Here is a 24,196-nt window from a genome sequence, read left to right as displayed (position 1 = left end):
TCCCGCTCTAGCTCTTTGTTTGAGCATGATCTTTTTCGGAAAACCGGTCTCCACTTTTCCGGATCATGCTCGAGCGGTCCCGGGTTACGCTGACGCTTCACCCGGGCTACGAGGACCAGGGCAGTCAGGTGCTGCTGCCGGCTGCGGTCGCGACGACGGGCAATACTTCGGTGGCTCCGGGGTCGGGCGTCTCGTCCTTCCAGCGCACCGAGCCGAACGGACGCTCCAGCATGCGGCGCACCCGTATCGGATCGGGGCCGAGATGGAAGGCGATCGCTTTCAGATGCAGTTCGCGCTCGGACTGGGTGGCGCGGTTGCGCTGGCGCAAGTAATCGAGCCAGGTCGGGCAGTGATAGCGCTCGGTCCACAATTCGGGATCGGCGATGTCGCGCGCGATCGACCAGCCATAAGCGCCGTTGCGCTGCCGGCTGAGCTGCACCTCCAGCATCACGTTGTGGAAGGCGCGCGCGTTCTCTTGTGCGACGCGGTACTCGATCTCGACCACCAGCGGCCCGCTGCGCGGCGTGAGCAGCATGCGGACCTCGGGATCCGCGAGCATTTCGGTGGCGTCCTCGTTGCGAGCGCCGACCGGCGGCATCCGGAGCCACAGGCCAAGCAGCGGTGACAGCAGCATCAGCCCCGCGGAGACCAGGAGCGCGATCTCGACGCCGGCGACATCGGTAAGGTGGCCCCAGCCCCAGCTTCCGATCGCGATTCCGCCCGCGATTGCAGCCTGGAACGCCGCCAGCGAGCGGCCGGCGACCCAGCGCGGCGCCGAGAGTTGCACGCCGATATTGAACAGCGCGATCGCCATCATCCAGACCGCGCCGGCCAGCACCAGCGCCGCCGCGGTCACCACCGGCAGCTTGCTGATCGCAACCGCGGCGATCGCGCCCGCCATCGAGATGGCGCAGACGCGCACCGCCGCCTCGCCGCTCATCCGCTTGCGCACCTCGCCGATATTGAGGGCGCCGAGCACCGCGCCCATGCCGAAGGCGCCGAGCATGATGCCGTAGGTCTGCGCGCCGCCATGCAACAGGTCGCGCGCCACCAGCGGCATCAGCGCGGAGACCGAGCCGCCGATGATGCCGGTGACCAGCGTGCGCGTCAGCACGATCTTGATCGACGGCGAATGATTGATGTAGCGCATGCCCGAGACGATGGCGCGGTTGAGCCGCTCGCGCGGCAGCCGCGACGGCTCGCTGACGCGGTCCCAGAGGAACAGCACGATCAGGAGCGGCAGATAGAACAGGGCGTTGAGCGCAAAGGCGGCTACCGCGCCCGCGGCTGCGACCACGATGCCGCCGATCGCCGGCCCGAAGCTGCGGGCGATGTTGTAGCTGATGCCGTTCAGCGCCACCGCGGCGGGCAGCGTTTCGGGCGGCACCTGCTCGTTGACCGAGGACTGCCAGGCCGGTCCGAACAGCGCCATGCCGCTGCCGACGATGAAACAGAGCGCGAGCAGGATATTCGGCGTCACCAGGTCGAGCCACGCCAGCGCGGTCAGAACCGTGGCGCCGGCCAGCGCGATCAGAAGCGACACCATCGCCACGACCCGGCGGTCGTGCATGTCGGCAATGGCGCCGGCCGGCATCGAGATCAGCATGACCGGCAGCATCAGGGCGGTCTGCACCAGCGCCACCTTGTCGGCCGCAGATGTCATCTGCGTCATCGCCCAGGCGGCGCCGACGCCCTGGATCAGGATCCCGAGGTTGGAGAGCAGGCTCGCCAGCCAGATGCGCCGGAACACTGAATGCCGAAGCGGCCCCAAGATGCCGTCGGAGGCAGGGCTCGGGCGTCGCGGCGATGCTGTCATGGTGGTTCCGTGGTCCTCTGTTGGCTGCCTGATTCCGGCAGCCGAGTGATGCCCGTCAAACGCCCGTATTGTCCAGTCGTCATGCTGTCATTTCCATTCCGCAAAAACCCGGCTCGGGAGCGAGGAGCGGGCGGCGAGGTAACAAATGCGCGTGTTCGGCGAACTCTCCCCGAAGACGGCTTCATCACCCCCGGATGGAGAGCGTAGACTGGGTGGATCGAGACTGGAGCAGCACCATGAGCATAGCCGAAGTCTACGACCTGCCGGTTGCGCGGAAGCGGCTGGTGCCGCCCTGTCCCCCGCGCGCGCCGGACGACTTGTCCGCCTTCAGGCGCATGACCCTGATCAGCCGCAGCCCGATCGAAAGCTGGAGCCAGCGCGCCTATGAGGAGGAGATCGTCCGCGGCCGCTTCTTCGGCCGCAGCAGCTTCATCCTCAACACGCCGGATGCGATCAGGCATGTGCTGGTCGACAATTACGAGAATTATACGCGCACGCCGACCGCCTTCCGGGTGTTGCGCCCGATGCTCGGCGAAGGTCTCCTGATCGCCGAAGGCCGCGCCTGGAAACACCAGCGCCGCACGCTCGCGCCGGCCTTCACGCCGCGCGCGATCACGACGCTGGTGCCGCACATGGTCGCCGTGACCGACGAGACCATCGGAAAGCTCAAGGCCGCCAGCCATGGTCCGGTGGACCTTCGCGAGACGATGCAGCGGATGACGCTCGAGATCGCGGGCCGCACCATGTTTTCGTTCGGCATGGATCGCCATGGCGGCACCTTGCGCGATTTCGTCATGGAATATGGCGAGCGGCTGGCGCGGCCGCGCTTCCTCGACATGCTGCTGCCATTGAGCTGGCCGAGCCCGCAGGATTTTGCGCGCGCCCGCTTTCGCAAGCGCTGGACCGGCTTTGTCGCCATGATGATGGCGGAGCGCCGTGCCGCCGGCAAGACAAGCGATGCGCCGCCGCGCGATCTGTTCGACCTCATGGTTGCGGCACGCGACCCCGAGACCGGGCAGGCCTTCACCGACGCGCAGCTCGGCGACGAGATCGCGACCATGATCCTTGCCGGCCATGAGACGACGGCAACCGCGCTGTTCTGGGCGCTCTATCTGCTTTCGCTCGATCCGGCGACGCAGGAGGATCTCGCCGCCGAGGTGAAGGCGGTCGCCGCAGGCGGTGGGCTCGAGATCGAGCGGCTGAAGTTCACCCGCGCCGTCATCGAGGAGACCATGCGGCTCTATCCGCCGGCCTTCCTGATCGCGCGCGCCGCGGCGGGGGCGGATACGATCGCCGACATGCCCGTGAAAAAGCACGACGTGGTGCTGATCGCGCCGTGGCTGCTGCACCGGCATGAGAAGCTCTGGCACGATCCGGCGGCGTTCGTGCCGTCGCGCTTCATGGCCGGCACGCCGCCCGATCGCTTTGCCTATCTGCCGTTCGGCGTCGGTGCACGGGTCTGCATCGGCGCGCATTTCGCAATGGTCGAGGCGACGCTGGCGCTGGCGAAACTGATCGGCGCGTTCCGTGTCTCGCTGGTCGACCGGCAGCCGGTGATGCCGGTCGGGGTCGTGACGACCCAGCCCGACCGCTCGCCGATGTTTACGATCAAGCCGAGATAACCAGACCTTGCGTTCCGGCGCGGGTCATCTCATCTAAGGTTCCGCCATGAGCGATACGCAGGCCCAGTTCGCAGTGTTGAAACAAACGGCCGATCCGGCCGTCGTTGACGAAATCGCGCGGCTGATTGCCGATGGCCATGACCGCGATCTCAACCGCATCAACCTATTGGACTTCGCCGGGCGTACCGGGCTCGACGAGGAAAAGGTCATTTCCGGTTTCCTCCACTCGTCACGGCTCGGCCTGTTCGACATGAGCTGGAACGTGCTGTGTCCTGGCTGCGGCGGGGTGCTCGATGCGCACTCGACGCTGAAATCGCTGCGTCACGACGATTATAATTGCGCGCTCTGCGCCGCCGGCTACGAGGCTTCGGTCGACGAAATGGTCGAGGTCGCCTTCACCGTCAGCCCACGAGTCCGCCGCATCGGCGCGCATGATCCCAACACGCTGCCGATCTGGGAATATGTGCGGCAGATGTTCTGGAGTTCGGGTGTCGACATCAACGACGAATCGTTTTCGCGCCTGATCAACGAAGCGACGCTCGAGGCGCTCGAACTGCCGGCCGGCGAGAAGGCGATCCTGTCGCTGAACTTGCCCAACCAGTACGTCATCGTGTTCGAGCCGGTGACGCATTCGGCCCACTTCATTGACATTCAGGGCGAGCCGACCACCGATCGCCAGCAGCTTTCAATCGTCTACAACAAGCTGAAGGCACCGACAGGCACGACGGTGCTGCGACCAGGGCCGTTGCGACTTTCGCTGGAAAATCAGGCCGGCGTCCGCGTGCTGCCATCGGTCTGGATTGCCGGCGACGCGCTGCATCAGATGCTGGGCAGGCGCAAGCCGATCCTCACCGCGAAGCGGATGCTGAGCAACCAGACCTTCCGTGACGTCTTCAAGGCTGACAATCTCAACGTCGACCAGCGATTGAAGATCACCTCGCTGACTTTCCTGTTCACGGATCTCAAGGGCTCGACCGCGCTTTATGAGCGGGTCGGCGACCTCGCCGCTTTCGATCTCGTGCGTGCGCATTTCCATGCGCTGCTCGATATCATCGCCTCGGAGCACGGCGCCGTGGTGAAGACCATCGGCGATGCCGTGATGGCGACCTTCATCAAGCCTGAACATGCGCTCGCTGCCGGCCTACGCATGCGCGCGGCGATGAAGCGGCTCAACGACGAGCGCGGCAAGGAGGACCTGATCGTCAAGATCGGAATTCACGAAGGCCCGTGCCTCGCAGTGATGCTCAACGAGCGCCAGGATTATTTCGGCCAGACCGTCAACATCGCCGCACGTGTGCAGAGCCTGTCGACTCAGCAGGAAATTCATATCACTGCGCCGGTGATCGATTCGCCGGAAGTGCTCTCCATTCTGAAGAACGCGGAGATCCGGCCGATCCAGAAGGAAGCGGCACTGCGCGGAATCGCCGACAAGATGGTGGTGTACGAGATACCCTGAGCGGCCGACTTCAACCGTCATTGCGAGCAAAGCGAAGCAATCCATGCCTCCGCAAGTGGTGAGATGGATTGCTTCGCTCCGCTCGCAATGACGGCGAACTTGGCCTTACCGGCGCGCAGATTGCCTAAACGTAATGCAGGCCGCAGAACCGGCGCGATTGCGCGGGTCAGGTTTCCACGCCATATAGGTCCCATCCACTGTCAATCGATAGAGGCGTTGATGCTTGACGGACTTCGCCAATTCATTGCCGATATTGTGTCGCCCGATGCGCAAGCGGATCGGGCGTTCGATGACAATGATTATCGTCTTGCCGCCACTGCGCTGCTCGTCCACGTCGTCTCGATCGACGGCGAGCCGAGCGCGAACGAGAAGCGCAAACTGCACAGCCTGATCGAAAGCCGCTTTGGACTCGATCGCGGCACCGCGGACAAATTGATCGCTTCCGCAACGCGGATCGAAGGCGAGGCGGTCGATCTCTATCATTTCACGAGCGTCATCATGCGGCAGGTCAACGAAGAGGGCCGCCTGCGCATCGTCGAGATGATGTGGGAGCTGGTTTATGCCGACGGCCAGGTCAGCGAGTTCGAGGACAACGTGGTGTGGCGCGCGGCGGATCTCCTGGGTGTTTCCTCGCGCGATCGCATCGATCTGAAGCGCCGCGTAGCCGAAAAGCAGGCGAGCCTGCCCCGGGGTCCCTGGGGCGTTGCCGACGCGGCAATCTGACACGGCGTTCGCGGGCTGTTCGCTTCAGCGTGCAGATGACGAAACTTTAATGTGCATCGCGCAAACCGGCCGGTTGCGCGATAAGCCCCAAAAATGATGCATTCCGATCGCGAACGCGGCCGGCGCTGCATGCGGATATGCCCGCGGGTGGCTTGCGCCCGACCACAAGCCTATGCTCTCGTCCGGCCGTTCGTAACGGGCCCTGTGATTCATTAAGAGCATTCGATCGTGACCGAGTGTGTGACGCTGATTACCGGTGCATCGGCGGGTATAGGCGCCGAGCTGGCGCGAGTTTTCGCATCCAACGGTCATCGTGTGGCGTTGGTGGCGCGCCGCACCGATCGCCTCACGGCGCTCGCCAGTGAAATCGCCGCCAAGGGCGGCGCGGCGGCGATCGTGATTCCCTGCGACCTCGAGCAGTCAGATGCCGGCGACAAGATCGCCACCGCGCTGGCCGAGGCCGGCGTCGAGGTCGAATATGTCGTCAACAATGCTGGCTTCGGCGTGTTCGGCTACGCGAACAAGCGCGACCGGGCCGACCAGCTCAACATCATCAACGTCAACATCCGCGCGCTGACCGATCTGTCGCTGCGATTTGCCGATTCGCTGATCCGCCATCGCGGCGGCATCCTCAATGTCGGTTCGATCGCGGGCTTCCTGCCGGGGCCGGGCATGGCGGTCTATTACGCTTCCAAGGCCTATGTGCTGTCGTTCACGGAGGCGCTACGCAAGGAGCTCGAGCCGCACGGCGTCCGTGTCACCCTGGTCTGTCCGGGGCCGGTGCCGACGGAATTCCAGGCCCGCGCCGGGTTCGCGCCGGGATTTGACTCCGCGATCCTCAACGTCTCGGCGGCGGAGGTCGCGCGACAGGCCTATGGCGGCTTGATGGCGAACAAGCGCGCGGTGCTTCCCGGCCTCATCAAGTTCGTGCCGCTCCTGCTCCGATTTTTCCCACGCTCCTTCATCCTGACGGCAGTCGGCGGTTTCCAGTTGCGCCGGCGCTGACGCAGATCGAGGGCGCCAGATTCTTGTTTGGACGCGTTTTCTTCGCAGATAAGTCTACGCAATCTGCGTAAACTTGATTGCTATGCGAACCGGTGTCCACTTCGCTCGAAAACGCTCCAATCTGGCCCGCGATTTGCTTTCAAATTTTCGATGAGTTGGCGTGAACTCACCCGAAATTAAGAATCGCTTAGGTATGCTGCCAGCTTTGCTGCATGCCGCTTGAGGTCGATGTCGTCACGGTCTGAAAAAGCCAATGTCGTGCTGCCTTTCCCCGGTGGAAGGCGCGCGGCCGTCACCCCAACCGGACCTGCCTCCCTGCTGCCGGTCCTGATCGTCCTGCACCAGGAGACTTCCAAGCCCGGCCGCGTCGGCAACGCCTTGTGCGCGCTCGGCCATCCCCTGGATATCCGCCGCCCGCGGTTTGGCGATGCGCTTCCCGAGACGCTTGACGAGCACGCGGGCGCCATCATCTTCGGCGGCCCGATGAGCGCCAATGATGGCGACGATTTTGTGCGGCGGGAGATCGACTGGATCGAGATTCCGCTGCGCGAGCAACGGCCGTTTCTCGGCATCTGCTTGGGGGCCCAGATGCTCGCCAAGCAGCTCGGCGCGAGCGTCGCGCCGCATCCGGAAGGCCGCGCCGAGATCGGCTATTATCCGATCCGCCCGACCGAAGCAGGCCGCGCGCTTTGCCCCTATTGGCCGCAGCAGGTCTATCACTGGCACCGCGAGGGATTCGAACTGCCTGACGGCGCCGAGCTTCTCGCCGAGGGCGGCGACTTTCCGGTGCAGGCGTTCAGGTACGGACACGCCTTCGGCTTCCAGTTCCATCCTGACGTCACCTACGCGATGATGCATTGCTGGACCACGCGCGGCGGCGACCGCCTGGATTCGCCCGGCGCGCGCCCACGCCATCAGCATTTTGCCGACCGCGCCGTCTATGACGCGGTCGAGCGGGCGTGGCTGAAGCATTTCATGGATGACTGGCTGGCGCGGGTGCCGATGGCGGCGATGTCGGAGGCTGCGGAGTAGGGGGTGCGCGAACGGCGCCGGCTGGCAGGTTAGTTCGTGGACAAAAAGCCCGTCTTCGCCCGTTGGGCTTCGCCGGGCACCACGCTTCGCCCCTCGGGCTCTGCGCGGCTGCGCCACGCGTAGCCCGAAGGGCGAAGCGTGGTGGAGCCAGGCGGGATCGAACCGCCGACCTCATCATTGCGAACGATGCGCTCTCCCAGCTGAGCTATGGCCCCGTCCAGACCGGTCCGTGCTGAGCAATGCGGCCGGCAATCGGCGCCATTTACCGTCCGGCCCAAGCCCAAGTCAAGAACAGTAAACGCCCGGTTTTTGGCCACCTTGGTCCGGAAGTTCCCTTGTTTGTGCAGGGGCGAACCGATATTTAGCTCACTGTCCCACCCGCGAGCCCCCACCACATGCGCGCCATTCTCGACATCGTCATCATTGTCCTTGACCTCTATGTCTGGCTCCTGATCGCCGCTGCCATCCTGTCGTGGCTGGTCGCGTTCAATGTCGTGAACACGCGTAACCAGTTCGTATCCGCGGTGGCCGAGTTCCTGTACCGGATCACGGAACCGGTGCTGGCGCCGATCCGGAAGATCATGCCGAATCTGGGCGGGCTCGATATCTCGCCGATCATCGTGATCCTGCTCATCATGTTCATCGAGCGGGTGATCATGTACTACGTCTATCCCAACGTGATCTGAGCGCCTTCGGCCGGTGAGCGACCCTTGGCACAGCTCCCTTGGCGCTATTCCACCGATGGCATCAGCGTCGCACTGCGCGTGACGCCTCGCGGCGGCCGCGACGACATCGATGGCATCGAGACGCTGTCCGACGGCCGCAGCGTGGTGAAGGTCCGGGTCCGCGCCATTGCCGACGGCGGCGCGGCCAATCGGGCGGTGACGGAACTGCTCGCCAAGGCGCTGGCCGTGCCCAAGGGACGGGTGAAGATCCTCTCGGGCGCCACGTCGCGGCTCAAACAGGTGGCGATCGAGGGCGATCCGCGACAGCTCGGCGAGACCTTGCGTCAACTGACCGCATTCAACGCGAAGGACTGAGATGACGGCTCACATCATCGACGGAAAAGCCATTGCAGCCGACCTCCGCGCACGCGTCGCGGAAGAGGTTGCCCGCGTCAAGCGCGAGCATGGGCTCGTACCGGGGCTGGCCGTTGTCCTGGTCGGCAATGATCCCGCGAGCGAGGTCTATGTCCGCAGCAAGCACACGCAGACGCAGGCTGCCGGCATGGCTTCGTTCGAGCACAAGCTGCCGGCCGACGTCGCGCAGGCCGATTTGCTGGCGCTGATCGGCAAGCTCAACCGCGACCCGGCGGTGCACGGCATCCTGGTGCAACTGCCGCTGCCGAAATCGATTCACACCGAAACCATCATCAATGCCATCGATCCGGCCAAGGACGTCGATGGCCTGCATCCGAACAATGCCGGGCGGCTCGCCGGCGGCTTTGCCGCGCTGTCGCCCTGCACGCCGCTCGGCTGCATCATCCTGACCAAGAGCGTGCATGCCTCGCTCGAAGGCATGAATGCGCTCGTGATCGGCCGTTCCAACCTGGTCGGGCGTCCGTTGGTGCAGTTGCTCCTGAACGAGAATGCGACGGTGACGATCGCGCATTCGCGCTCGCGCGATCTGCCGAAGCTCGCTGCCGGCGCCGACCTGCTCTATGCGGCGGTCGGCAGGCCCGAGATGGTGCGCGGCGACTGGATCAAGCCGGGCGCGACCGTGATCGATGTCGGCATCAACCGCATTCCGGTAGAGGGCGGCAAGCCGCGGCTGGTCGGCGACGTCGCCTATCAGGAGGCGCTCAAGGTCGCCGGCGCGATCACGCCGGTGCCGGGCGGCGTCGGGCAGATGACCGTGGCGTGCCTTTTGGTGAACACACTCCGCGCGGCTTGCGCCATCGCCAAACTGCCGGCGCCGGGGGTTTGAGGCAAACCCTGTCATTCCGGGGCGCGCGCAGCGCGAGCCCGGAATCCATTTCTCCTCCGGCGCATGCGGCTCGATGGATTCTCTGATGTGCAATTGCACATCATAGCTCGATGCTTCGCATCGCCCCGGAATGACGGCTGGGATGCTTATCCCGCGCTGTTCTCGATGAATCGCTGATAGAACCGGATCATGTCGGCATAGCCCTCGATGCTGAGGCGTTCGTTGGTGCCGTGGAAGCGCTTCAGGTCCTCGCTGTTGGCGCGTACCGGGGAGAAGCGGAAGATGTTGTCGGTGATCCCGGCATAGTGCCGCGAATCGGTCGCGGCGATCATCAGGCCGGGCGCGACGATGACGTCAGGATAAATCTCGCGGATGGTGCGGTTGAGCGTCTGGTAGGACGCGCCGGCCGTGCCGCTCACCGGCGGCGGATCGGTGTTGCCGGGGAACGGCTTGATCGAGATGCGATCGTTGCCGATGGTGGAGCGGACATGATCGGTCACGCTCGCCTGGGTGTCGCCGGGAAGCAGGCGGAAATTGACGGTCGCCTCGGCGCGGCCGGGCAGCACATTGTCCTTGTCGCCGGCATTGAAGATGGTGAGCGCGGTAGTGGTGCGGACCATCGCTTCCGTCGGTCCGGTCTTCGCGAATTCGCGCAGGAGCAGCGGCTTGAACAGCCAGAGATTCGACAGGATCACGCGGTTGACGCCGTTCATCTCGGGCGCCAGCGTGTCGAACATCTCCGACACCGTGGCGCGGATCTGCATCGGCAGGCGGTGATCCTCGAGCCTTGTGAGCGCCGCGCTCATCATGCCGATCGCGGTCTCGCGCGGCGGCATCGAGGAGTGGCCGGGCGTCGCCTGCGCCGACAGCACCAGCGTGGCATAGCCTTTTTCCGCGACGCCGATCAGGGCAGCCGGCTTGGCAAGCCCTTTCATAATGCCGTCGGTGATGAGCAGGCCCTCGTCGAGCACGAAGTCGAGCTTGATCCCGCGCGAGGCGAGTGTCGCGGCGATCACCTTCGCGCCGCGGGTGCCCGCGACCTCCTCATCATGGCCGAAGGCGAAATAGATCGTCCGCTTCGGCTGAAAGCCTGCTTTCGCCAGCGCCTCGGCGGCCTCCAGCATCGAATAGAGGTTGCCCTTGTCGTCCCAGGAGCCGCGGCCCCAGATATACCCGTCGGCAATCACGCCGTCATAGGGTGGCTGCTGCCAGTCCTTGTCGGTGCCGGGCGCGACCGGCACCACGTCCTGATGCGCGAGCAGGGCGATCGGCTGTGCCCGCGGATCGCTGCCTTCCCAGGTGTAGAGCAGGCTCAGGCCGGCGATGACCTCGCGCTTGGCCGCGGCATGAAACGTCGGGAAGCTTTTCTCGATATGCGCCTGCATGCCGTGGAGCGCCTGGGCATGCTGCTCGGGCTTCTCGAAGCTCGAGATCGTCTTGAAGCGGATCGCCTCGGCCAGCCGGGTGGCGGCGGCTTCCGCATCAATGGCTTCGCGCGGGATGGCAGCGACCTGGAGCTGCCGCGAGCCGCGACTGAACACATTGAAGGCGAGCACACCGGCAAGGACGAGAGCCGCTGCAACCAGGAGCAGCAGGGCCTTGCCGATGATCTTGATGAGCCGGCGCAATCGTTCCCCCTCGACACTCCCATGCCCCGGAGGCGCCGCGCTGCGCGTACGGGATCAGGTGTTTATTTCTTCGCCCGTGCGATCCCTTCGGTGATCAGCCTGCGCGCTTCTTCGGCATCGCCCCAGCGCAGCAGCTTCACCCATTTGCCTTTCTCGAGATCCTTGTAGTGCTCGAAGAAATGCTGGATCTGGTCCAGCGTGATCTGGGGAAGGTCGCTGTAGTTCTTCACCTTGTCGTAGCGCTGGGTGAGCTTCGACGAGGGTACAGCGAGGATCTTCTCGTCACCGCCGGCTTCGTCCTCCATCAGGAGCACGCCGACCGGCCGCACGCTCATCACCGCGCCCGGTACGATGGCGCGGGTGTTGACGATCAGGACGTCGCACGGGTCGCCGTCGTCGGACAGCGTGTGTGGGATGAAGCCGTAATTGCCGGGATAGCGCATCGGCGTATAGAGGAAGCGGTCGACCACCAGCGTGCCGGCTTCCTTGTCCATTTCATACTTGATCGGCTCGCCGCCGACCGGCACTTCGATGATGACGTTGACGTCATGCGGCGGATTCACTCCGATCGATACCGCATCAATACGCATAGATAACTCCGTGATTGCCAGTGCAGGTGCGCCGGGCAGGACCAGTGATTGCTGCTGTCATACGCGGGCTGGGCCCGCCCATCCATCTAACTTTCGAGGAAAAATGATGGATTTTTGGGCCATTGGTTGACGCGCGCCCGTCGCGCCGTCCCGGAGACGCCCCCAGCCTCAGTTGGTCCAGGCAAAAGCGACCTTGTCGAGCGATTTCGGCCCGAACCTTTCGGAGGAGCGCGCCACCATGCGGCCGCCAAGCGCGCGATAAAACTCCGTGGCCGGATCGTTGTCGGACAGTGCCCAGACCACCATGCTCTTCAGCCCGCTCTGCGCGAGGTCGCGGCGGGCGGCGTTGAACAGGCGGCGGCCGAAGCCGAGGCCCTGGAATTCCGGCCGCAGATAGAGTTCGTAGATCTCGCCTTCGAAGTGCAGGCTGCGGGCGCGGTTACGACCGTAATTGGCGTAGCCTGCGATCTTGTCGCCGAACACCAGAACGCTGACGCGGCTGCCCTTGCGGATCGCACTGTCCCACCAGTGCGGACCGCGCCGGTTGATCAGCTTTTCCAATTCGGCGCCGGGGATGATGCCCTGATAGGCTGAACGCCAGGCTTCGTCATGCGTAGCCGCCACCGCGGCTGCATCCGCAACCTTGGCCGGCCGGACCTCTATCAGGGTTGTGCTCATGGTCCAATCAAAGCAAGTCGGCGCGCCGCCTTCAAGCTCTATCGTTAATTATCGGTTAACCTGTGGATTTTCTGCATCAGTTTTCGAATGACTTGTACCGAAAGAGGACAGTGCGAGCTTCAATCGGCCAGTTCGTGATGCGGGGGCAGGCTGGCGTCACGCTGATGACATATGGTCAGCAAGCGTGTCGTGAAAAACTGCGCCCGGGATTGATTCGCGAGATCGTCTTTCGGCGAATCCTGTTTGCCCAGCATGGTCGCGTCAGGCCAAGGATGCATTCACTTAAAGTGATTTTCGCGCTGCTTGTTGCCGCGGCGCTCGGCTCCGGGGCAGCTCCGGCGCAACCCGTCTTGGGGGCGCAAGGCGAGGAGGGTGAGCCGAACCGGCGGCAGCAGTGGCTGGTGCCGTCGCCCGATCCCGCGCGGCCGGCGCGCGCCCTGCTTTTACGCCCACCGGGCGCAGGGCCGTTTCCGCTGGCGTTGGGCGCGCATGCCACGACGCAGAACGTGTTGCGTCGGGCACAGATGCCGCGGCCCGAATACCGCGCGCTGGCCGGCTTTCTGGTCGCACGCGGTTTTGCCGTGCTGGTGCCGGAGCGGATGGGCCATGGCGCCACAGGCGGAACATACCTGGAAGACCAGGGCGGCTGCGACGAGGCGGATTATTCACACTCGGCTCGGGCCACCGCCGGGCAGATCCGGCTCGCACTCGATTACCTCAGCGACCAGCCTTTCATCTGGAAAAATCACGCTATCGTCATCGGCCATTCCGCCGGCGGTTGGGGGGCGCTGGCGCTTGCCGCCGAGAGCCCCAATGGCGGCTCTAAGAGCATCTTGGCGATCATCGCCTTCGCGCCGGGACGCGGCGGCCATGCCAATGATTTTCCGAACCAGGTTTGCGCGCCGCATACCCTGTTGGCCTCCGCGGCCGAGTTCGGCCGAAGTGCGAAGGTGCCGGTAACATGGCTCGTTGCCGCCAATGACAGTTATTTTTCGCCGGCGCTGTCGCGCCAGCTTGCCGATGCGTTTCGCGAGGCCGGTGGGCGGGTGGATTTTCACGTCCTGCCGGCCCATGGCGGCGAGGGCCATTGGCTGCCCGAAAGCGAGAATGGCGTTAAGCTCGCCACGGCAGAACTCGACCGCGCGCTGAGAGCGCGGCCTGCCGCTGCGGTCAGGAAACGATGACGCTCTATTTCCTCATCAAATATCTGCATGTGCTCGGCGCCATCATCATCCTCGGCACCGGCACGGGCATCGCCTTCTTCATGCTGATGGCGCATCGCAGTGGCCATGCCGATTTCATCGCGCGCACGGCGACGACGGTGGTGATCGCCGATGCCATATTCACGCTGACGGCGGTATTGTTGCAGCCGGTGACCGGCGGGCTGTTGATGCAGATGTCGTCGACTTCGCTTACCGAGGGCTGGCTGCTTGCCTCGCTCGGGCTCTATGTCGTCGCAGGAGCCTTCTGGGTGCCCGTGATTTTCATGCAGATCGAGATGCGCGATCTCGCGAGGTTGGCGGCGGAGAAAAGCGAGAGGCTGCCGCTGCGCTATTTCGCCCTGTTCCGCCGCTGGTTTCTGTTCGGCATTCCCGGCTTCGGCTCGGTGATGCTGATTCTCTGGCTGATGATTGCAAGACCGTTTTAGGGGCAAGATGAGTGACCGCAGGATTCTCGTGCTCGGTGCGTCCGGGCTGATCGGCCGCCACGGGACCGACGATTTGCGCGCGCGAGGTTTCCAGACAATCGGGATTGCGCGCCGTTTTGCACCCTCGCAGAAGGTCAGCGCCCTCGACCTGGAATTGCCGATCATGGCGCTGGATGCGGCAGCGCTGGCGCGATTGTTGCGGGAGCGCGAAGTCGACATCGTCGTCAATTGCCTCGGCGTGCTGCAGGACGGCCCGGGCAGCGATACCGGCGCGGTGCACAGAGATTTCGTCGCACGGCTGTTGGCTGGGATCCGCGACAGCGGCCGCGCGATGCGGCTGGTGCACATTTCGATTCCCGGCGTGGCCACGGACGACCACACCGCGTTCAGCGTGACCAAGCGCGAGGCCGAGGGGTTGATCGCGGACTCGGGTATTCCTTACGCGATCCTGCGGCCCGGCTTCGTGGTGGCGCCGGCGGCCTATGGCGGCAGCGCGATGTTGCGCGCGCTGGCGGCGCTGCCGGTCGATCTGCCACAGAAGGATGCGGCGACGCCGTTTCAGCCGATAGCGGTTGAGGATATCGCCGCGACCATCGCCTGGCTTGCCGAGCGCGATATCGCCGATCCCGCGGCGAGCGCCGTCACATGGGACCTGATGCAGCCGCAGCCGGTCACGCTCGGCGGCGTGATCAAGCAGTTCCGCTTTTCCTTTGGCACCGCCGACACGCCGCGCCTGACGCCACCCGCGTTCATGATCGATCTCGGTGCGAAGCTCGGCGATCTCGTGAACCGGCTTGGCTGGATGCCGCCCCTCCGCTCCACGGCCATCGCTGAACTCCGTCGCGGCGTCACCGGTGATCCCAGCGCTTGGATGGCGGCGACGGGTATCGTGCCAAGGACGCTGGCGGAGGTGGTCGGCCAGCGCTCGGCGACCATCCAGGACAAATGGTTCGCGCGGCTGTTCCTGATCAAGGCGCTGGTGATCGCGAGCCTCGTGCTGTTCTGGGTCGCCTCGGGCTTCATCGCGCTGTTCGTCTCCTACGATGCTGCGGCCGGGATCCTGAGCGCGCACAACTTTCCTCCGGCGCTGGTTGGGCCGTTCACGGTGCTGACCAGCCTGATGGATATGAGCATCGGCGTCCTGATCGCTTTCCGTCGCACCGCCGCCTTCGGTCTGATCGCGGGCATCATGGCCTCGCTCGGCTATATGATCGGCACCGCGATCCTGACGCCCGATCTCTGGATCGAGCCGCTCGGCGCACTCGTGAAGACGGGACCCGCGATCGTGCTGATGCTGGTGGCGTTGCTAACACTGGATAACCGATGATGCAGTGGCCCGACGATGACGTGATCCTCTATGACGGCGTCTGCATCTTCTGCTCGCGCTGGGTCCGCTTCGTCATCGCGCGCGACTCTGACCGCCGCTTCCGCTTCACGCCGGTCCAATCGGACTATGGCACGCGGCTGGCGCGAACGTTCGGCATCGATCCCACCGACCCTGATACCAACGCGGTCGTGCATGGCGGCATCGCGTACTTCAAATCCGACGCCGCGCTGACGGTGCTGAGCCACCTGCCGGGCTGGCACTGGACGACAGCGCTGTTCGCGGTGCCAAAGCCGCCGCGCGACGCCGTCTACAATCTCATCGCCCGCAACCGCTACCGCATCTTCGGCAAATACGACACCTGCTTTGTGCCGGATGCGGAGACGCGGGCGCGGGTATTGGAATGATGCTCTCTCCCGTCATTGCGAGCGCAGCGAAGCAATCCACGCCTCCGCAGGTGGTGAAATGGATTGCTTCGCTGCGCTCGCAATGACGGAGTGTGCAGTTAGCGCTTCGCCTTTGACGCCAGCACTTCCTTCGCCGCGCGCTCGCCACTGTCTCGCGCGCCATGTGCGGTGGAGAAGAAGTTCGGCGAGGTCGCTTCACCCGCGAAGAACAATCGTCCATCGACAGGCGCGGCCAGCACGGCGCGTTTGTCTGCATGGCCGGGGAGTGCGTGCGAATAGGCGCCGCGGGCGAAGGGATCGTGCGCCCAGCGGGATTCCGTGAGCGGCGTCAGCTTGCGCCGGATGTCGTTGCCGAGGAAGCCCGCGATTTCGTCGATGCTGTGCGCGGCAAAGGCGCCGTCGCCGGCATCTTCCAGCTCTCTTGCAAACCGGCCGCCGAAAAAGCCTTCGATGCAGGGCTGGCCGAACGGACGGATGTGATAGGTGCCCATTTCGGTGCGCATGGTGGCGCCGCGCAAATTGCCTTCCTTTGGAAATGCTTCCGCATCCGCGAGCGCCAACACCACCTTGTCGTCGACGCCAAGCGGCAGTCCCCGCGCAGCGTCGACCTTTGCCGGCAGCGCCGGCGAAAAGCGGATCGCTTCATCCGCGATCAAATTGGTCGGCACGGTCACGATCACATGGTCGGCCGCAAGCGTGCCCAGCGACGTTTCGAGGCGCAGGCGTTTTCCGGAATGGTCGATCAGCGTGACATTGCAGTTGAGCGCGACAGGACATGAGGCGCCATAGGCGGCGACCAGCGCGCCATAGCCGCGCCGCACGCGCCAATTGATGTTGGTGTCCTCGTAAGCCTCCATGTCGAGGATCGAGACCCGGTCGAGCTCGCAGCCGTTCACATAGGTGGAGATCGCATCGATCATCGGATTCCAGCGGTTGCCGGGCTCGAGATAGCGATTGGCGGGCGCGTCCTCACCCGTTTGCGCGGCTTCCCAGGCGCGCTCATAGAATTCGTCAAGCGAACGGATGAAATCGTCGCGATCGGCTTGCGGGAACGCCTTGCCATAGGCGCGCTCGCGCCAGGGCGGCAAGGTCTTGTTGATCTCGAAATTCAGTTGTTCGGCGATGGCGACGAAGCTGTTCTTGTCCGCCGAATGCAGCCAGCCGCAGCCGACGTCGAAGATGACATCCGGCGCGGCCTGAACCGTATACGCTCTCCCGCCGACGCGGTCGCGCGCTTCCAGCACGATCGTGGAAAGACCGGAATCCTTCGGCGCATTGGCAGCGCCAAGGCCGGCTGCGCCAGCGCCGATGATGGCGACGTCGACTGAGGAGGGGAGGAGCATTTAGTCAGCGAATAGTGAGTGGCGAATGGCGAATAGCGTATAGGAAACGCCGCCAGAGGCCAAACGTCCCTAGTCGCTACTCCCCATTCGCTATTCGCACGTTTACGCTACCGCTTCCTTGGCCTTTTCGGCGCGCTTGCGGTCGTTCGGATCGAGGTGTTTCTTGCGCAGCCGGATCGACTTCGGCGTCACTTCGACGAGCTCGTCGTCCTCGATATAGGCCAGCGCCTTTTCTAGGGTCATCCGGATCGGCGGGGTCAGGCGCACCGCTTCGTCCTTGGAGGTGGTGCGGATGTTGGTGAGCTGCTTGCCCTTCAGCACATTGATCTCGAGATCGTTATCGCGGGTGTGCTCGCCGACGATCATGCCCTTGTAGACCTTCCAGCCCGGCTCGATCATCATCGGGCCGCGATCCTCCAACTTGAACATGGCATAGGCGACGGCCTCGCCCTGATCGTTGGAGATCAGGACACCATTACGACGGCCCTGGATCTCGCCCTTGTAGGGCGCATAGCCGTGGAACAGGCGGTTCATGATCGCGGTGCCGCGGGTATCAGTCAGCAGCTCGCCCTGATAGCCGATCAGGCCGCGGGTCGGCGCGTAGAACACGAGCCGCAACCTGTTGCCGCCGGAGGGGCGCATCTCGATCATCTCGGCCTTGCGCTCGCTCATCTTCTGCACGACGACGCCGGAATGCTCCTCGTCGACGTCGATCACGACTTCCTCGATCGGCTCCAGCGCCTGGCCCGTGGCCTCGTCCTTATTGAACACGACGCGCGGACGCGACACCGAGAGTTCAAAACCTTCGCGGCGCATGGTCTCGATCAGGATCGCGAGTTGCAATTCGCCGCGGCCGGAGACTTCCATGGAATCCTTGTCGGCGGCTTCGGTGACGCGCAGCGCGACGTTGCCTTCGGCCTCGCGCATCAGGCGATCGCGGATCATGCGGCTCGTCACCTTGTCGCCCTCGGTGCCTGCGAGCGGGGAGTTGTTGACGATGAAGGACATCGACACCGTCGGCGGATCGATCGGCTGCGCCTGCAGTGGCGTCTCGACGGTGGGGTCGCAGAACGTATCGGCGACGGTGCCCTTGGTGAGGCCGGCAATGGCGACGATGTCGCCGGCTTCGGCTTCATCGAGCGGTGTGCGCTCAATTCCGCGGAACGCCAGGATCTTTGACACGCGTCCCTGCTCGACCAGCTTGCCTTCCGCATTCAACACCTTCACGGCCTGGTTCGGCTTGAGGATGCCGGAGGAGATGCGGCCGGTGATGATACGCCCCAGATAGGGATTGGCCTCGAGGATGGTGCCGATCATGCGGAACGGGCCTTCCTCGACCTTCGGCGGCGCGACGTGCCGCACGATCAGGTCGAACAGCGGCTGCATGCCCGCTTCCTTCGGGCCTTCGGGGCTCTCCGCCATCCAGCCCTGCTTGGCCGAGCCGTACAGGATCGGGAAATCGAGCTGCTCCTCGCTGGCGTCGAGCGCCGCGAACAGATCGAAAACCTCGTTGATCACTTCGGTTGGGCGCGCGTCGGGGCGGTCGACCTTGTTGATGACGACGATCGGCTTCAAGCCGACCTTGAGCGCCTTGGAGACCACGAACTTGGTCTGCGGCAGCGGGCCTTCGGCGGCGTCCACCAGCACGAGCGCACCGTCCACCATGTTGAGGATGCGCTCGACCTCGCCGCCGAAATCGGCGTGGCCGGGGGTATCGACGATGTTGATGCGGATGTCCTTCCACTGCACCGAGGCGGCCTTGGCCAGGATGGTGATGCCGCGCTCGCGCTCGAGGTCGTTGGAATCCATGGCGCGTTCGGCGACCTTCTGGTTCTCGCGGAACGTACCGGATTGCTGCAGCAGGCGGTCCACCAGCGTGGTCTTGCCGTGGTCGACGTGGGCGATGATGGCGACGTTACGAAGATTCATGGCTCTGCTTTTCGGTCATGCACAGGTCTTGAGCGATCTCGCCGGAAAGCCGGGATCGATCTTTAGCAACTACGGCCCCTCCGGGTCCGGATCACACTCAAGCCGTTGAAATCTCGCGGGGCGCGGTTCGCCTCAAAAAGCAAGCCCGGCCAAAAGGGACCGGGCAAAGCTTGCGCGTTTGCGGCGCAATATAGTCAGAAACCGTCAAAAAACAATGCGTTGTTTGCCGGTTACCGGCCGTTTTTCGAACCCTGCCGGTTGTTCCGGCAACCGCCGATATCTTACCGGGATCCCGCTATCCGGTTTCCTCTTCCTTGCTCGGATAGACGCCGCGGAGCACCTCCTCAAAGTGGTCCTTGACGGCCTCGTTGCACAGGCAGGAGCGGAGCCGCAGGACATCGAGGTTGCGGACCAGAATCGCGCCGCGGCGCGTCTCCAGCACGCCCTCGGCCTTGAAGGACTGAATCACGCGGCTGGCATAGCTGCGGCCCACCCCCAGCAGGGTGGCGAGCTGCTCATGCGTGAGCGGCACGGCGCCGTTGCCATTGGTGCGCTCCATCGCCGAGATGATCCATTTGGCGGTGCGCTGCTCGATCGAGTGGATTGCGTTACAGGCCGTCGACTGGAAGATCTGCGCCAGCATGCAATCGGCATAGCGCGCGAACACGTTGCGGATCGAGGGCGATTTCAGCTTGGCCGCTTCCAGCCTGCCGACCGTCATCCGCACGAACGGCCCGCCGAATTTGACGATGATGCGGGTATAGGCGGGAAGAAATCCCTGGCTGACGACGCCACCGACAGCACCTTCGCGGCCGACCAGAATGGTCTCGACGTCGCGGCCGTCCTCGTTGGTCACGAGGTAGGAGACGAGGCCGGGCCCGCAGGGAAAATACACAGTCTCGACGTCGTCGCCGGGGTTGTAAAGCAGGTCGTTGGCGTTGGCCTCGGCGCGCGCGAGGTGCGGTGCGATCAGCCCATAATCGGCGTCGCTCAGACGGCGCAACAGGTTGTTAAAGGGCCGGTCTGCTCTGTCCGGTTGGCTGCGTTGTTGAAGCATCGGGTCTCCCCCTCACCAACCGCGACGATAGTCAACCCGTTCCTCCTGTTGTGTGCACAAGTGAACAGACGACGGGATCCCGGTGTGGTGCGTTTCGATAAGGGAACCCCCGGTGTGCTTGGGCGACGCGCCGGCAGCGTGCCGATGGCCGGCTCATCACCGGCGATCAGATCAATCCTTCAAGACAGGACCTTCAACACAGGACTTGGCACGCTCATGGAACCCGCCCTCTTCAACGGCATGCCCTCCGACGTGTTGATCGTCGAGGATGATCCGATCATCGCCCTCGATTTCGAGGACACGATCCTCGGCTTTGGGGTGAAGACGGTGCGGACGGCGACCAGCGTCGCGCGAGCGCTTCAGATCATCGCCTATCGCCGGCCCGACTTCGCGCTGCTGGATGTCGTGCTGGCCCGCGAGAACACCTTTGCGCTCGCCGAAGAGCTCGACGCGCTACAGATCCCCTATGTCTTCGTCACCGGCTATGGCGCCGATGTCCGCCTTCCCGCCGCGCTGGCCGACAAGCCGCGCCTGGTCAAGCCGTGCTCAAGCGAAGCACTGGAAGCAGCACTGCGAAGGCGGGTCTAAGATCTGTAGCCCGGATGGAGCGCAGCGCAATCCGGGGTCTCGAGTTCGCCGATGGACCGTCCCGGATTTCGCTGCGCTCCATCCGGGCTACAGGCAGCCTTCCTACATCGGCTTCGGGTCGAGCGTGGTTGACCACAGCGCGACGTCGGCGCGGTCGCGCAAGGTTACTGTCATCTGTCCGGTTGCGCCGTCGATCTTGACGTGGCCGAAGAACTGCATGCCCGCCGATGGCGGCAGGTTCTGCTTGTCGGCGCCGGGCGCCTTGATGAACTTCACCTCGGGTCCAAACGTGTTGTCGAGCTCGTTGGGGCCGAACGTGCCGGCATGCAGCGGGCCGGAGACGAATTCCCAGAACGGATCGAAGTCCTGGAACTGCGCCTTGTTCGGATTGTAGTAGTGCGCGGCGGCGTAGTGCACATCCGCCGTGAGCCAGACGGTGTTGACGATCCCGGCGGTCTTGATGAAACGCAGGATATCGGCGATCTCGAGTTCGCGGCCGCGCGGCGGGCCGTCGCCCTGCGCGAACGCCTCGGAGCCCTTGTTGTTGGCCGCATCGTCATAGACGATGAGGCTGAGCGGCATGTCGGAGGCGATCACCTTCCAGGTGGCGCGCGAGTTGAGCAGTCCGCGCTTCAGCCAGGCGAGCTGGTCCGGGCCGAGGAAATAGGCGTCGGGGCCGTAGCTGGTCTGCTGGTTCGGACCGTTGGGTCCGCGATAGCTGCGCTCATCCAGCATGAACACATCCAGATGCGGTCCGTAGCTCAGCGTACGATAGACGCGTCCCGGCTCGACGATGCTTTCGCGCATCGGATACATCTCGTGGAAGGCGCGCGCCGCGCGGGCCGCCAGCACGTTGATGTCGCGCTCCTTGTAGGCGGCAGGAAGCTGTTTCGACAGCGACCAGTTATTGGTGACCTCGTGGTCGTCCCACTGCACGAAGATCGGCACTTCCGCATTGAAGGCGCGCACATGCTCGTCGAGCAGGTTGTACTTGTGCGCCGCGCGGTATTCGTCGAGCGTCTCGGCGACCTTGGCCTTCTCCGGGATGGTGAGGTTCTTCCACAGCTTGCCGTCGGCGAGCTTCACCTCGGACGGAATGACGCCGTCGGCATAGATGGTGTCGCCGGAATGCAGGAAGAAATCCGGCTTGTATTTGCCCATGGTGGCGAAGGTGAACATGCCGCCGTCGTCGGGATTGATGCCCCAGCCTTGACCGGCGACGTCGCCGCCCCAGACAAAGCTGACATCGCGCCGGTCGGCGGGCGCGGTGCGGAAGCGGCCGACCACGGGCTCGCCGGTGACGTTGACATGGGCAAGGTCGCGGAAGCGGACGCGGTAGAAGATGTCCTGGCCCGAGGGCAGGTTTTCCAGCAGCATCTTGGCGGTGAAATCGCTTTCGGGCAGCGCCGCGATCGGCGGCAGCGCGCGCGCGTCCTTGAAGGATTCGGTGGTTGCGACCTCGACCATCATCTGCGACGGCCGGTCGGCGCGCGCCCAGACCACGCCGCCGTCAAGGCCGACATCGCCGGACTGCACGCCATGGGTGACGGCCGGCCGGTCAGCGGCGCGGGACAGGTGGGGCATCGCGATGACGCCGGCGCCAGCCGCGGCTGAAGAGAGGAATTTTCGGCGGGAAATCCTGATCGTCATGGCAAGCCTCCGTCGGTCCGGCGCCGGATGCGCCGAAATGTCGCAACAGACCTAGAAGGATTCTATGACGAAGCGATTACGGCTCCTAGCCGTCATTCCGGGGCACGCGAAGCGTGAGCCCGGAATCCATTCATCCACGTCGTTCGCGGCCCGATGGATTCCGGGCCTGCGCCTTCGGCGCATCCCGGAATGACGGGGCGTCGAGTATCCCGCCTTGGCTAAGCGGTCCCTGCCGCGCGGAATTGCGCGCTGGCGCGCTGCAGGTGTTGCGGCATGCTGATCAACAGCAGCTTGCGGTCGGTGACGGCGTTGTGGAACTGCTCGAGCGCGATGTTGAAGGCAGTCAGCGTGCCTTCCTCGATTGTGCCGTGCTCGTAGCATGCGAGCGCATCGCGCAGGATGTTGTCGGCTTCCGCCTGCATCTGGTCGAGCTCTTCCATCGAGTCGCTGTGGCGTGCGGCGGCGAGCATGTCGAGCAGCCGGTCGCGCTGCGAGGTGTTGATGCTGCGTTCGTCCTTTTTCAGGTAACCGGCAAACCAGGCGCCGGCCGAACCCATCGCGGACACCAGCATCAGTCCCCACCAGATGTAATCGCTGTAGCGGTCGAGGAAGGTCTTCTCGTCGCCATCGACGAAAGCCGCAGCCCCAGGATGCACGGGAATCGTGGCGTCCTTGTCGGTGTCCGGTGTCTCGATCCTGGCAGCCGGCGGGAAATCGTTCTTCAGCGATTGCCGGATCGAGAAGAGCTGCCGGGTGAAGATGGCGATGGTGGATTCGGAAATGCCCCTGCGCGCCACGATATGGTGCGAGAAGCTGATGGTCTTGACCTCGTCCGCAGGCCGGTCGACGCCGCCGAGCGAGCCGGCGGGGATTTGCGAGGCTTCATAGGCGGGATGGTTCTGCGCGATCGCTTCCGCCGCGTCGATGGCGAGGAAGGTCGGCGTGCCGCGGGTCGAGGCTGCGATCGCATCGGTCGTGATCTTGCTGTTGACGGGTCCGGCGGCGAGATAGGCGTCCGCCTTCTGGCTCTTGATCGCCTCGACCGTCTCGTTGGCGGAAAACTGGACGATCTCGACCTTGGCGGGGTCGACGCCATATTGCTGCAGGATCACCTTCAAGAGGTTGACGTTGGCGGGCGTGCGGCCGACGACACCGACGCGGTGGCCGGCGAGCTGCGCGATCTTAGTGATTTTTGGCGCGGCTTTCCTGCCCCCGGCTTTGCTCTGCGGCGGGACCCAGATCGCCACGACATTCTTGCGCAGCGTCGCCACCGCCTGCGCATTCCTGGGGACATCCAGATCGCCGCGGATAATGGCGAGGTCGGCCTTGCCGTCGGCCAACGCCTCGGCGCTTGCCACCGCGCCGTCGGTCTGCAGAAGACGCAGGCGGATTTGGCTGTTGCCCTGGTTGTAGGCCTGGGCCAGCGCCTGGACCACCTTGAGGTCGTCGCTGTTGGTGGGGCCGACCGCGATTCTGAGGTTCACCGGCCGCATCGCGAAGTAATAGCCGGCGGCCAGTGCGCCGATAATGGCAAGCGCGCCGGCGATCATCACGAAACTCAGCCGACGCCGCGCCGAACGCGGCGGAGGCGAAGCTGGAGCGGCGACGAAGTCAGGCTCGGTCATCGATCGCGCAAACAGCCGTTTGAGGTTCTGGGTCATCCTGCCGACGCGTTTATCCTTGGCATTGTAACAAAATTCCGGCAGCGCCTAGGTTACAATCCCGTCATGGTTACCAGCGGCGATAGGACGCGCTTTGCGGCCGCGTCGTGAGC

General features: G+C 64.4%; 23 protein-coding genes and 1 tRNA gene. 13 read left to right on the top strand and 11 right to left on the bottom strand.

The window, feature by feature from the left end:
- Positions 1 to 124 precede the first annotated feature (124 nt).
- Positions 125 to 1,816 carry an MFS transporter gene (locus OZ411_RS32805; protein WP_282531253.1) on the bottom strand — a complete coding sequence of 564 codons (1,692 nt, stop codon included), beginning with the start codon at positions 1,814 to 1,816 and terminating at the stop codon, positions 125 to 127.
- 236 nt (positions 1,817 to 2,052) lie between these two features.
- On the opposite strand from OZ411_RS32805, the gene OZ411_RS32800 reads away from it, so the two are divergent.
- From OZ411_RS32800 to OZ411_RS32780, 5 genes are all read left to right on the top strand, one after another.
- The gene (locus tag OZ411_RS32800; RefSeq protein ID WP_282531252.1) at positions 2,053 to 3,438 is read left to right on the top strand and encodes a cytochrome P450; all 1,386 of its coding nucleotides are present in this window, start codon (positions 2,053 to 2,055) and stop codon (positions 3,436 to 3,438) included.
- A 46-nt stretch (positions 3,439 to 3,484) separates the two neighbouring features.
- Positions 3,485 to 4,894: an adenylate/guanylate cyclase domain-containing protein gene (locus tag OZ411_RS32795; protein ID WP_282531251.1), complete on the top strand. Its 1,410-nt coding sequence runs from the start codon at positions 3,485 to 3,487 to the stop codon at positions 4,892 to 4,894.
- 219 nt (positions 4,895 to 5,113) lie between these two features.
- Positions 5,114 to 5,617 (top strand): TerB family tellurite resistance protein, encoded by a 504-nt coding sequence (locus OZ411_RS32790; protein WP_282531250.1) that lies wholly within the window; start codon positions 5,114 to 5,116, stop codon positions 5,615 to 5,617.
- A gap of 228 nt (positions 5,618 to 5,845) precedes the next feature.
- Positions 5,846 to 6,622: an SDR family oxidoreductase gene (locus OZ411_RS32785; RefSeq protein ID WP_130582650.1), complete on the top strand. Its 777-nt coding sequence runs from the start codon at positions 5,846 to 5,848 to the stop codon at positions 6,620 to 6,622.
- A 228-nt stretch (positions 6,623 to 6,850) separates the two neighbouring features.
- A complete protein-coding gene (locus OZ411_RS32780; RefSeq protein WP_282531249.1) occupies positions 6,851 to 7,654 on the top strand; it encodes a glutamine amidotransferase in 804 nt (267 codons plus the stop codon).
- A 139-nt stretch (positions 7,655 to 7,793) separates the two neighbouring features.
- Here the strand turns inward: OZ411_RS32780 and OZ411_RS32775 are convergent.
- Positions 7,794 to 7,869 (bottom strand) — tRNA-Ala (locus OZ411_RS32775).
- Between the two features lie 180 nt (positions 7,870 to 8,049).
- Between OZ411_RS32775 and OZ411_RS32770 the strand changes: the two genes are divergently transcribed.
- The 3 genes from OZ411_RS32770 to OZ411_RS32760 are packed head-to-tail and all read left to right on the top strand — an operon-like array spanning position 8,050 to position 9,580.
- A complete protein-coding gene (locus OZ411_RS32770) occupies positions 8,050 to 8,340 on the top strand; it encodes a YggT family protein (RefSeq protein ID WP_028165194.1) in 291 nt (96 codons plus the stop codon).
- A 24-nt stretch (positions 8,341 to 8,364) separates the two neighbouring features.
- Positions 8,365 to 8,694 (top strand): DUF167 domain-containing protein, encoded by a 330-nt coding sequence (locus OZ411_RS32765; protein ID WP_282531248.1) that lies wholly within the window; start codon positions 8,365 to 8,367, stop codon positions 8,692 to 8,694.
- A 1-nt stretch (position 8,695) separates the two neighbouring features.
- On the top strand, positions 8,696 to 9,580 hold the full coding sequence (locus tag OZ411_RS32760; protein WP_282531247.1) for a bifunctional methylenetetrahydrofolate dehydrogenase/methenyltetrahydrofolate cyclohydrolase: 885 nt from the start codon (positions 8,696 to 8,698) through the stop codon (positions 9,578 to 9,580).
- Between the two features lie 146 nt (positions 9,581 to 9,726).
- Here the strand turns inward: OZ411_RS32760 and OZ411_RS32755 are convergent, their stop codons facing one another.
- The 4 genes from OZ411_RS32755 to OZ411_RS32740 all read right to left on the bottom strand — a co-directional run bounded on the left by OZ411_RS32755 (position 9,727) and on the right by OZ411_RS32740 (position 12,730).
- Positions 9,727 to 11,208, bottom strand: a complete 1,482-nt coding sequence (locus tag OZ411_RS32755) for a M20 family peptidase (RefSeq protein ID WP_282531246.1) — start codon at positions 11,206 to 11,208, stop codon at positions 9,727 to 9,729.
- A 62-nt stretch (positions 11,209 to 11,270) separates the two neighbouring features.
- Positions 11,271 to 11,798, bottom strand: a complete 528-nt coding sequence (ppa, locus tag OZ411_RS32750; protein ID WP_282531245.1) for an inorganic diphosphatase — start codon at positions 11,796 to 11,798, stop codon at positions 11,271 to 11,273.
- Between the two features lie 168 nt (positions 11,799 to 11,966).
- On the bottom strand, positions 11,967 to 12,476 hold the full coding sequence (locus OZ411_RS32745) for a GNAT family N-acetyltransferase (RefSeq protein ID WP_028165189.1): 510 nt from the start codon (positions 12,474 to 12,476) through the stop codon (positions 11,967 to 11,969).
- Positions 12,477 to 12,595: 119 nt separating this feature from the next.
- On the bottom strand, positions 12,596 to 12,730 hold the full coding sequence (locus tag OZ411_RS32740; protein ID WP_282531244.1) for a hypothetical protein: 135 nt from the start codon (positions 12,728 to 12,730) through the stop codon (positions 12,596 to 12,598).
- Positions 12,731 to 12,748: 18 nt separating this feature from the next.
- Between OZ411_RS32740 and OZ411_RS32735 the strand changes: the two genes are divergently transcribed.
- Genes OZ411_RS32735 through OZ411_RS32720 form a run of 4 tightly spaced genes read left to right on the top strand, consistent with a single transcriptional unit; the run spans position 12,749 to position 15,855 of the window.
- On the top strand, positions 12,749 to 13,660 hold the full coding sequence (locus tag OZ411_RS32735) for a dienelactone hydrolase family protein (protein WP_282531243.1): 912 nt from the start codon (positions 12,749 to 12,751) through the stop codon (positions 13,658 to 13,660).
- Positions 13,657 to 14,124: a DUF2269 domain-containing protein gene (locus OZ411_RS32730; RefSeq protein WP_282531242.1), complete on the top strand. Its 468-nt coding sequence runs from the start codon at positions 13,657 to 13,659 to the stop codon at positions 14,122 to 14,124. The genes OZ411_RS32735 and OZ411_RS32730 overlap by 4 nt, the downstream gene beginning before the upstream one ends.
- A 7-nt stretch (positions 14,125 to 14,131) precedes the next feature.
- Positions 14,132 to 15,451: an SDR family oxidoreductase gene (locus tag OZ411_RS32725; protein WP_282531241.1), complete on the top strand. Its 1,320-nt coding sequence runs from the start codon at positions 14,132 to 14,134 to the stop codon at positions 15,449 to 15,451.
- Complete coding sequence (locus tag OZ411_RS32720) at positions 15,448 to 15,855, top strand: thiol-disulfide oxidoreductase DCC family protein (protein ID WP_282531240.1); 408 nt, start codon at positions 15,448 to 15,450, stop codon at positions 15,853 to 15,855. The genes OZ411_RS32725 and OZ411_RS32720 overlap by 4 nt, the downstream gene beginning before the upstream one ends.
- 98 nt (positions 15,856 to 15,953) lie before the next feature.
- Here OZ411_RS32720 and OZ411_RS32715 read toward each other — a convergent pair whose 3' ends face one another.
- From OZ411_RS32715 to OZ411_RS32705, 3 genes are all read right to left on the bottom strand, one after another.
- On the bottom strand, positions 15,954 to 17,198 hold the full coding sequence (locus OZ411_RS32715) for an NAD(P)/FAD-dependent oxidoreductase (RefSeq protein WP_282531239.1): 1,245 nt from the start codon (positions 17,196 to 17,198) through the stop codon (positions 15,954 to 15,956).
- Positions 17,199 to 17,300: 102 nt separating this feature from the next.
- Positions 17,301 to 19,127, bottom strand: a complete 1,827-nt coding sequence (gene typA / locus OZ411_RS32710; RefSeq protein ID WP_282531238.1) for a translational GTPase TypA — start codon at positions 19,125 to 19,127, stop codon at positions 17,301 to 17,303.
- A gap of 295 nt (positions 19,128 to 19,422) precedes the next feature.
- Complete coding sequence (locus OZ411_RS32705) at positions 19,423 to 20,184, bottom strand: Crp/Fnr family transcriptional regulator (RefSeq protein WP_130583461.1); 762 nt, start codon at positions 20,182 to 20,184, stop codon at positions 19,423 to 19,425.
- A 216-nt stretch (positions 20,185 to 20,400) separates the two neighbouring features.
- On the opposite strand from OZ411_RS32705, the gene OZ411_RS32700 reads away from it, so the two are divergent.
- The gene (locus OZ411_RS32700) at positions 20,401 to 20,772 is read left to right on the top strand and encodes a response regulator (RefSeq protein ID WP_282531237.1); all 372 of its coding nucleotides are present in this window, start codon (positions 20,401 to 20,403) and stop codon (positions 20,770 to 20,772) included.
- Between the two features lie 102 nt (positions 20,773 to 20,874).
- Here OZ411_RS32700 and OZ411_RS32695 read toward each other — a convergent pair whose 3' ends face one another.
- Both OZ411_RS32695 and OZ411_RS32690 read right to left on the bottom strand, forming a co-directional pair.
- Positions 20,875 to 22,422 (bottom strand): alkaline phosphatase D family protein, encoded by a 1,548-nt coding sequence (locus tag OZ411_RS32695; protein ID WP_282531236.1) that lies wholly within the window; start codon positions 22,420 to 22,422, stop codon positions 20,875 to 20,877.
- Positions 22,423 to 22,640: 218 nt separating this feature from the next.
- Positions 22,641 to 24,083 carry a TAXI family TRAP transporter solute-binding subunit gene (locus OZ411_RS32690; protein ID WP_282531235.1) on the bottom strand — a complete coding sequence of 481 codons (1,443 nt, stop codon included), beginning with the start codon at positions 24,081 to 24,083 and terminating at the stop codon, positions 22,641 to 22,643.
- Positions 24,084 to 24,196: the final 113 nt, after the last annotated feature.

The organism is Bradyrhizobium sp. Arg237L (assembly GCF_029990105.1).
In the GTDB taxonomy this organism is placed as follows: Bacteria; Pseudomonadota; Alphaproteobacteria; order Rhizobiales; family Xanthobacteraceae; genus Bradyrhizobium.
Note: the sequence above shows the minus strand (reverse complement) of the source record. Positions and strands in the feature narration are given on the sequence as shown.

Coding starts and splice junctions, on each gene's coding strand:
- OZ411_RS32780 (WP_282531249.1), top strand. CDS start 6,851: ATGTCGTCACGGTCTGAAAAAGCCAATGTCGTGCTGCCTTTCCCCGGT.
- OZ411_RS32805 (WP_282531253.1), bottom strand. CDS start 1,816: ATGACAGCATCGCCGCGACGCCCGAGCCCTGCCTCCGACGGCATCTTG.
- OZ411_RS32800 (WP_282531252.1), top strand. CDS start 2,053: ATGAGCATAGCCGAAGTCTACGACCTGCCGGTTGCGCGGAAGCGGCTG.
- OZ411_RS32730 (WP_282531242.1), top strand. CDS start 13,657: ATGACGCTCTATTTCCTCATCAAATATCTGCATGTGCTCGGCGCCATC.
- OZ411_RS32770 (WP_028165194.1), top strand. CDS start 8,050: ATGCGCGCCATTCTCGACATCGTCATCATTGTCCTTGACCTCTATGTC.
- OZ411_RS32790 (WP_282531250.1), top strand. CDS start 5,114: ATGCTTGACGGACTTCGCCAATTCATTGCCGATATTGTGTCGCCCGAT.
- OZ411_RS32695 (WP_282531236.1), bottom strand. CDS start 22,422: ATGACGATCAGGATTTCCCGCCGAAAATTCCTCTCTTCAGCCGCGGCT.
- OZ411_RS32745 (WP_028165189.1), bottom strand. CDS start 12,476: ATGAGCACAACCCTGATAGAGGTCCGGCCGGCCAAGGTTGCGGATGCA.
- OZ411_RS32705 (WP_130583461.1), bottom strand. CDS start 20,184: ATGCTTCAACAACGCAGCCAACCGGACAGAGCAGACCGGCCCTTTAAC.
- OZ411_RS32735 (WP_282531243.1), top strand. CDS start 12,749: ATGCATTCACTTAAAGTGATTTTCGCGCTGCTTGTTGCCGCGGCGCTC.
- ppa (WP_282531245.1), bottom strand. CDS start 11,798: ATGCGTATTGATGCGGTATCGATCGGAGTGAATCCGCCGCATGACGTC.
- OZ411_RS32690 (WP_282531235.1), bottom strand. CDS start 24,083: ATGACCCAGAACCTCAAACGGCTGTTTGCGCGATCGATGACCGAGCCT.
- OZ411_RS32740 (WP_282531244.1), bottom strand. CDS start 12,730: ATGCTGGGCAAACAGGATTCGCCGAAAGACGATCTCGCGAATCAATCC.
- OZ411_RS32795 (WP_282531251.1), top strand. CDS start 3,485: ATGAGCGATACGCAGGCCCAGTTCGCAGTGTTGAAACAAACGGCCGAT.
- OZ411_RS32760 (WP_282531247.1), top strand. CDS start 8,696: ATGACGGCTCACATCATCGACGGAAAAGCCATTGCAGCCGACCTCCGC.
- OZ411_RS32700 (WP_282531237.1), top strand. CDS start 20,401: ATGGAACCCGCCCTCTTCAACGGCATGCCCTCCGACGTGTTGATCGTC.
- OZ411_RS32720 (WP_282531240.1), top strand. CDS start 15,448: ATGATGCAGTGGCCCGACGATGACGTGATCCTCTATGACGGCGTCTGC.
- typA (WP_282531238.1), bottom strand. CDS start 19,127: ATGAATCTTCGTAACGTCGCCATCATCGCCCACGTCGACCACGGCAAG.
- OZ411_RS32715 (WP_282531239.1), bottom strand. CDS start 17,198: ATGCTCCTCCCCTCCTCAGTCGACGTCGCCATCATCGGCGCTGGCGCA.
- OZ411_RS32725 (WP_282531241.1), top strand. CDS start 14,132: ATGAGTGACCGCAGGATTCTCGTGCTCGGTGCGTCCGGGCTGATCGGC.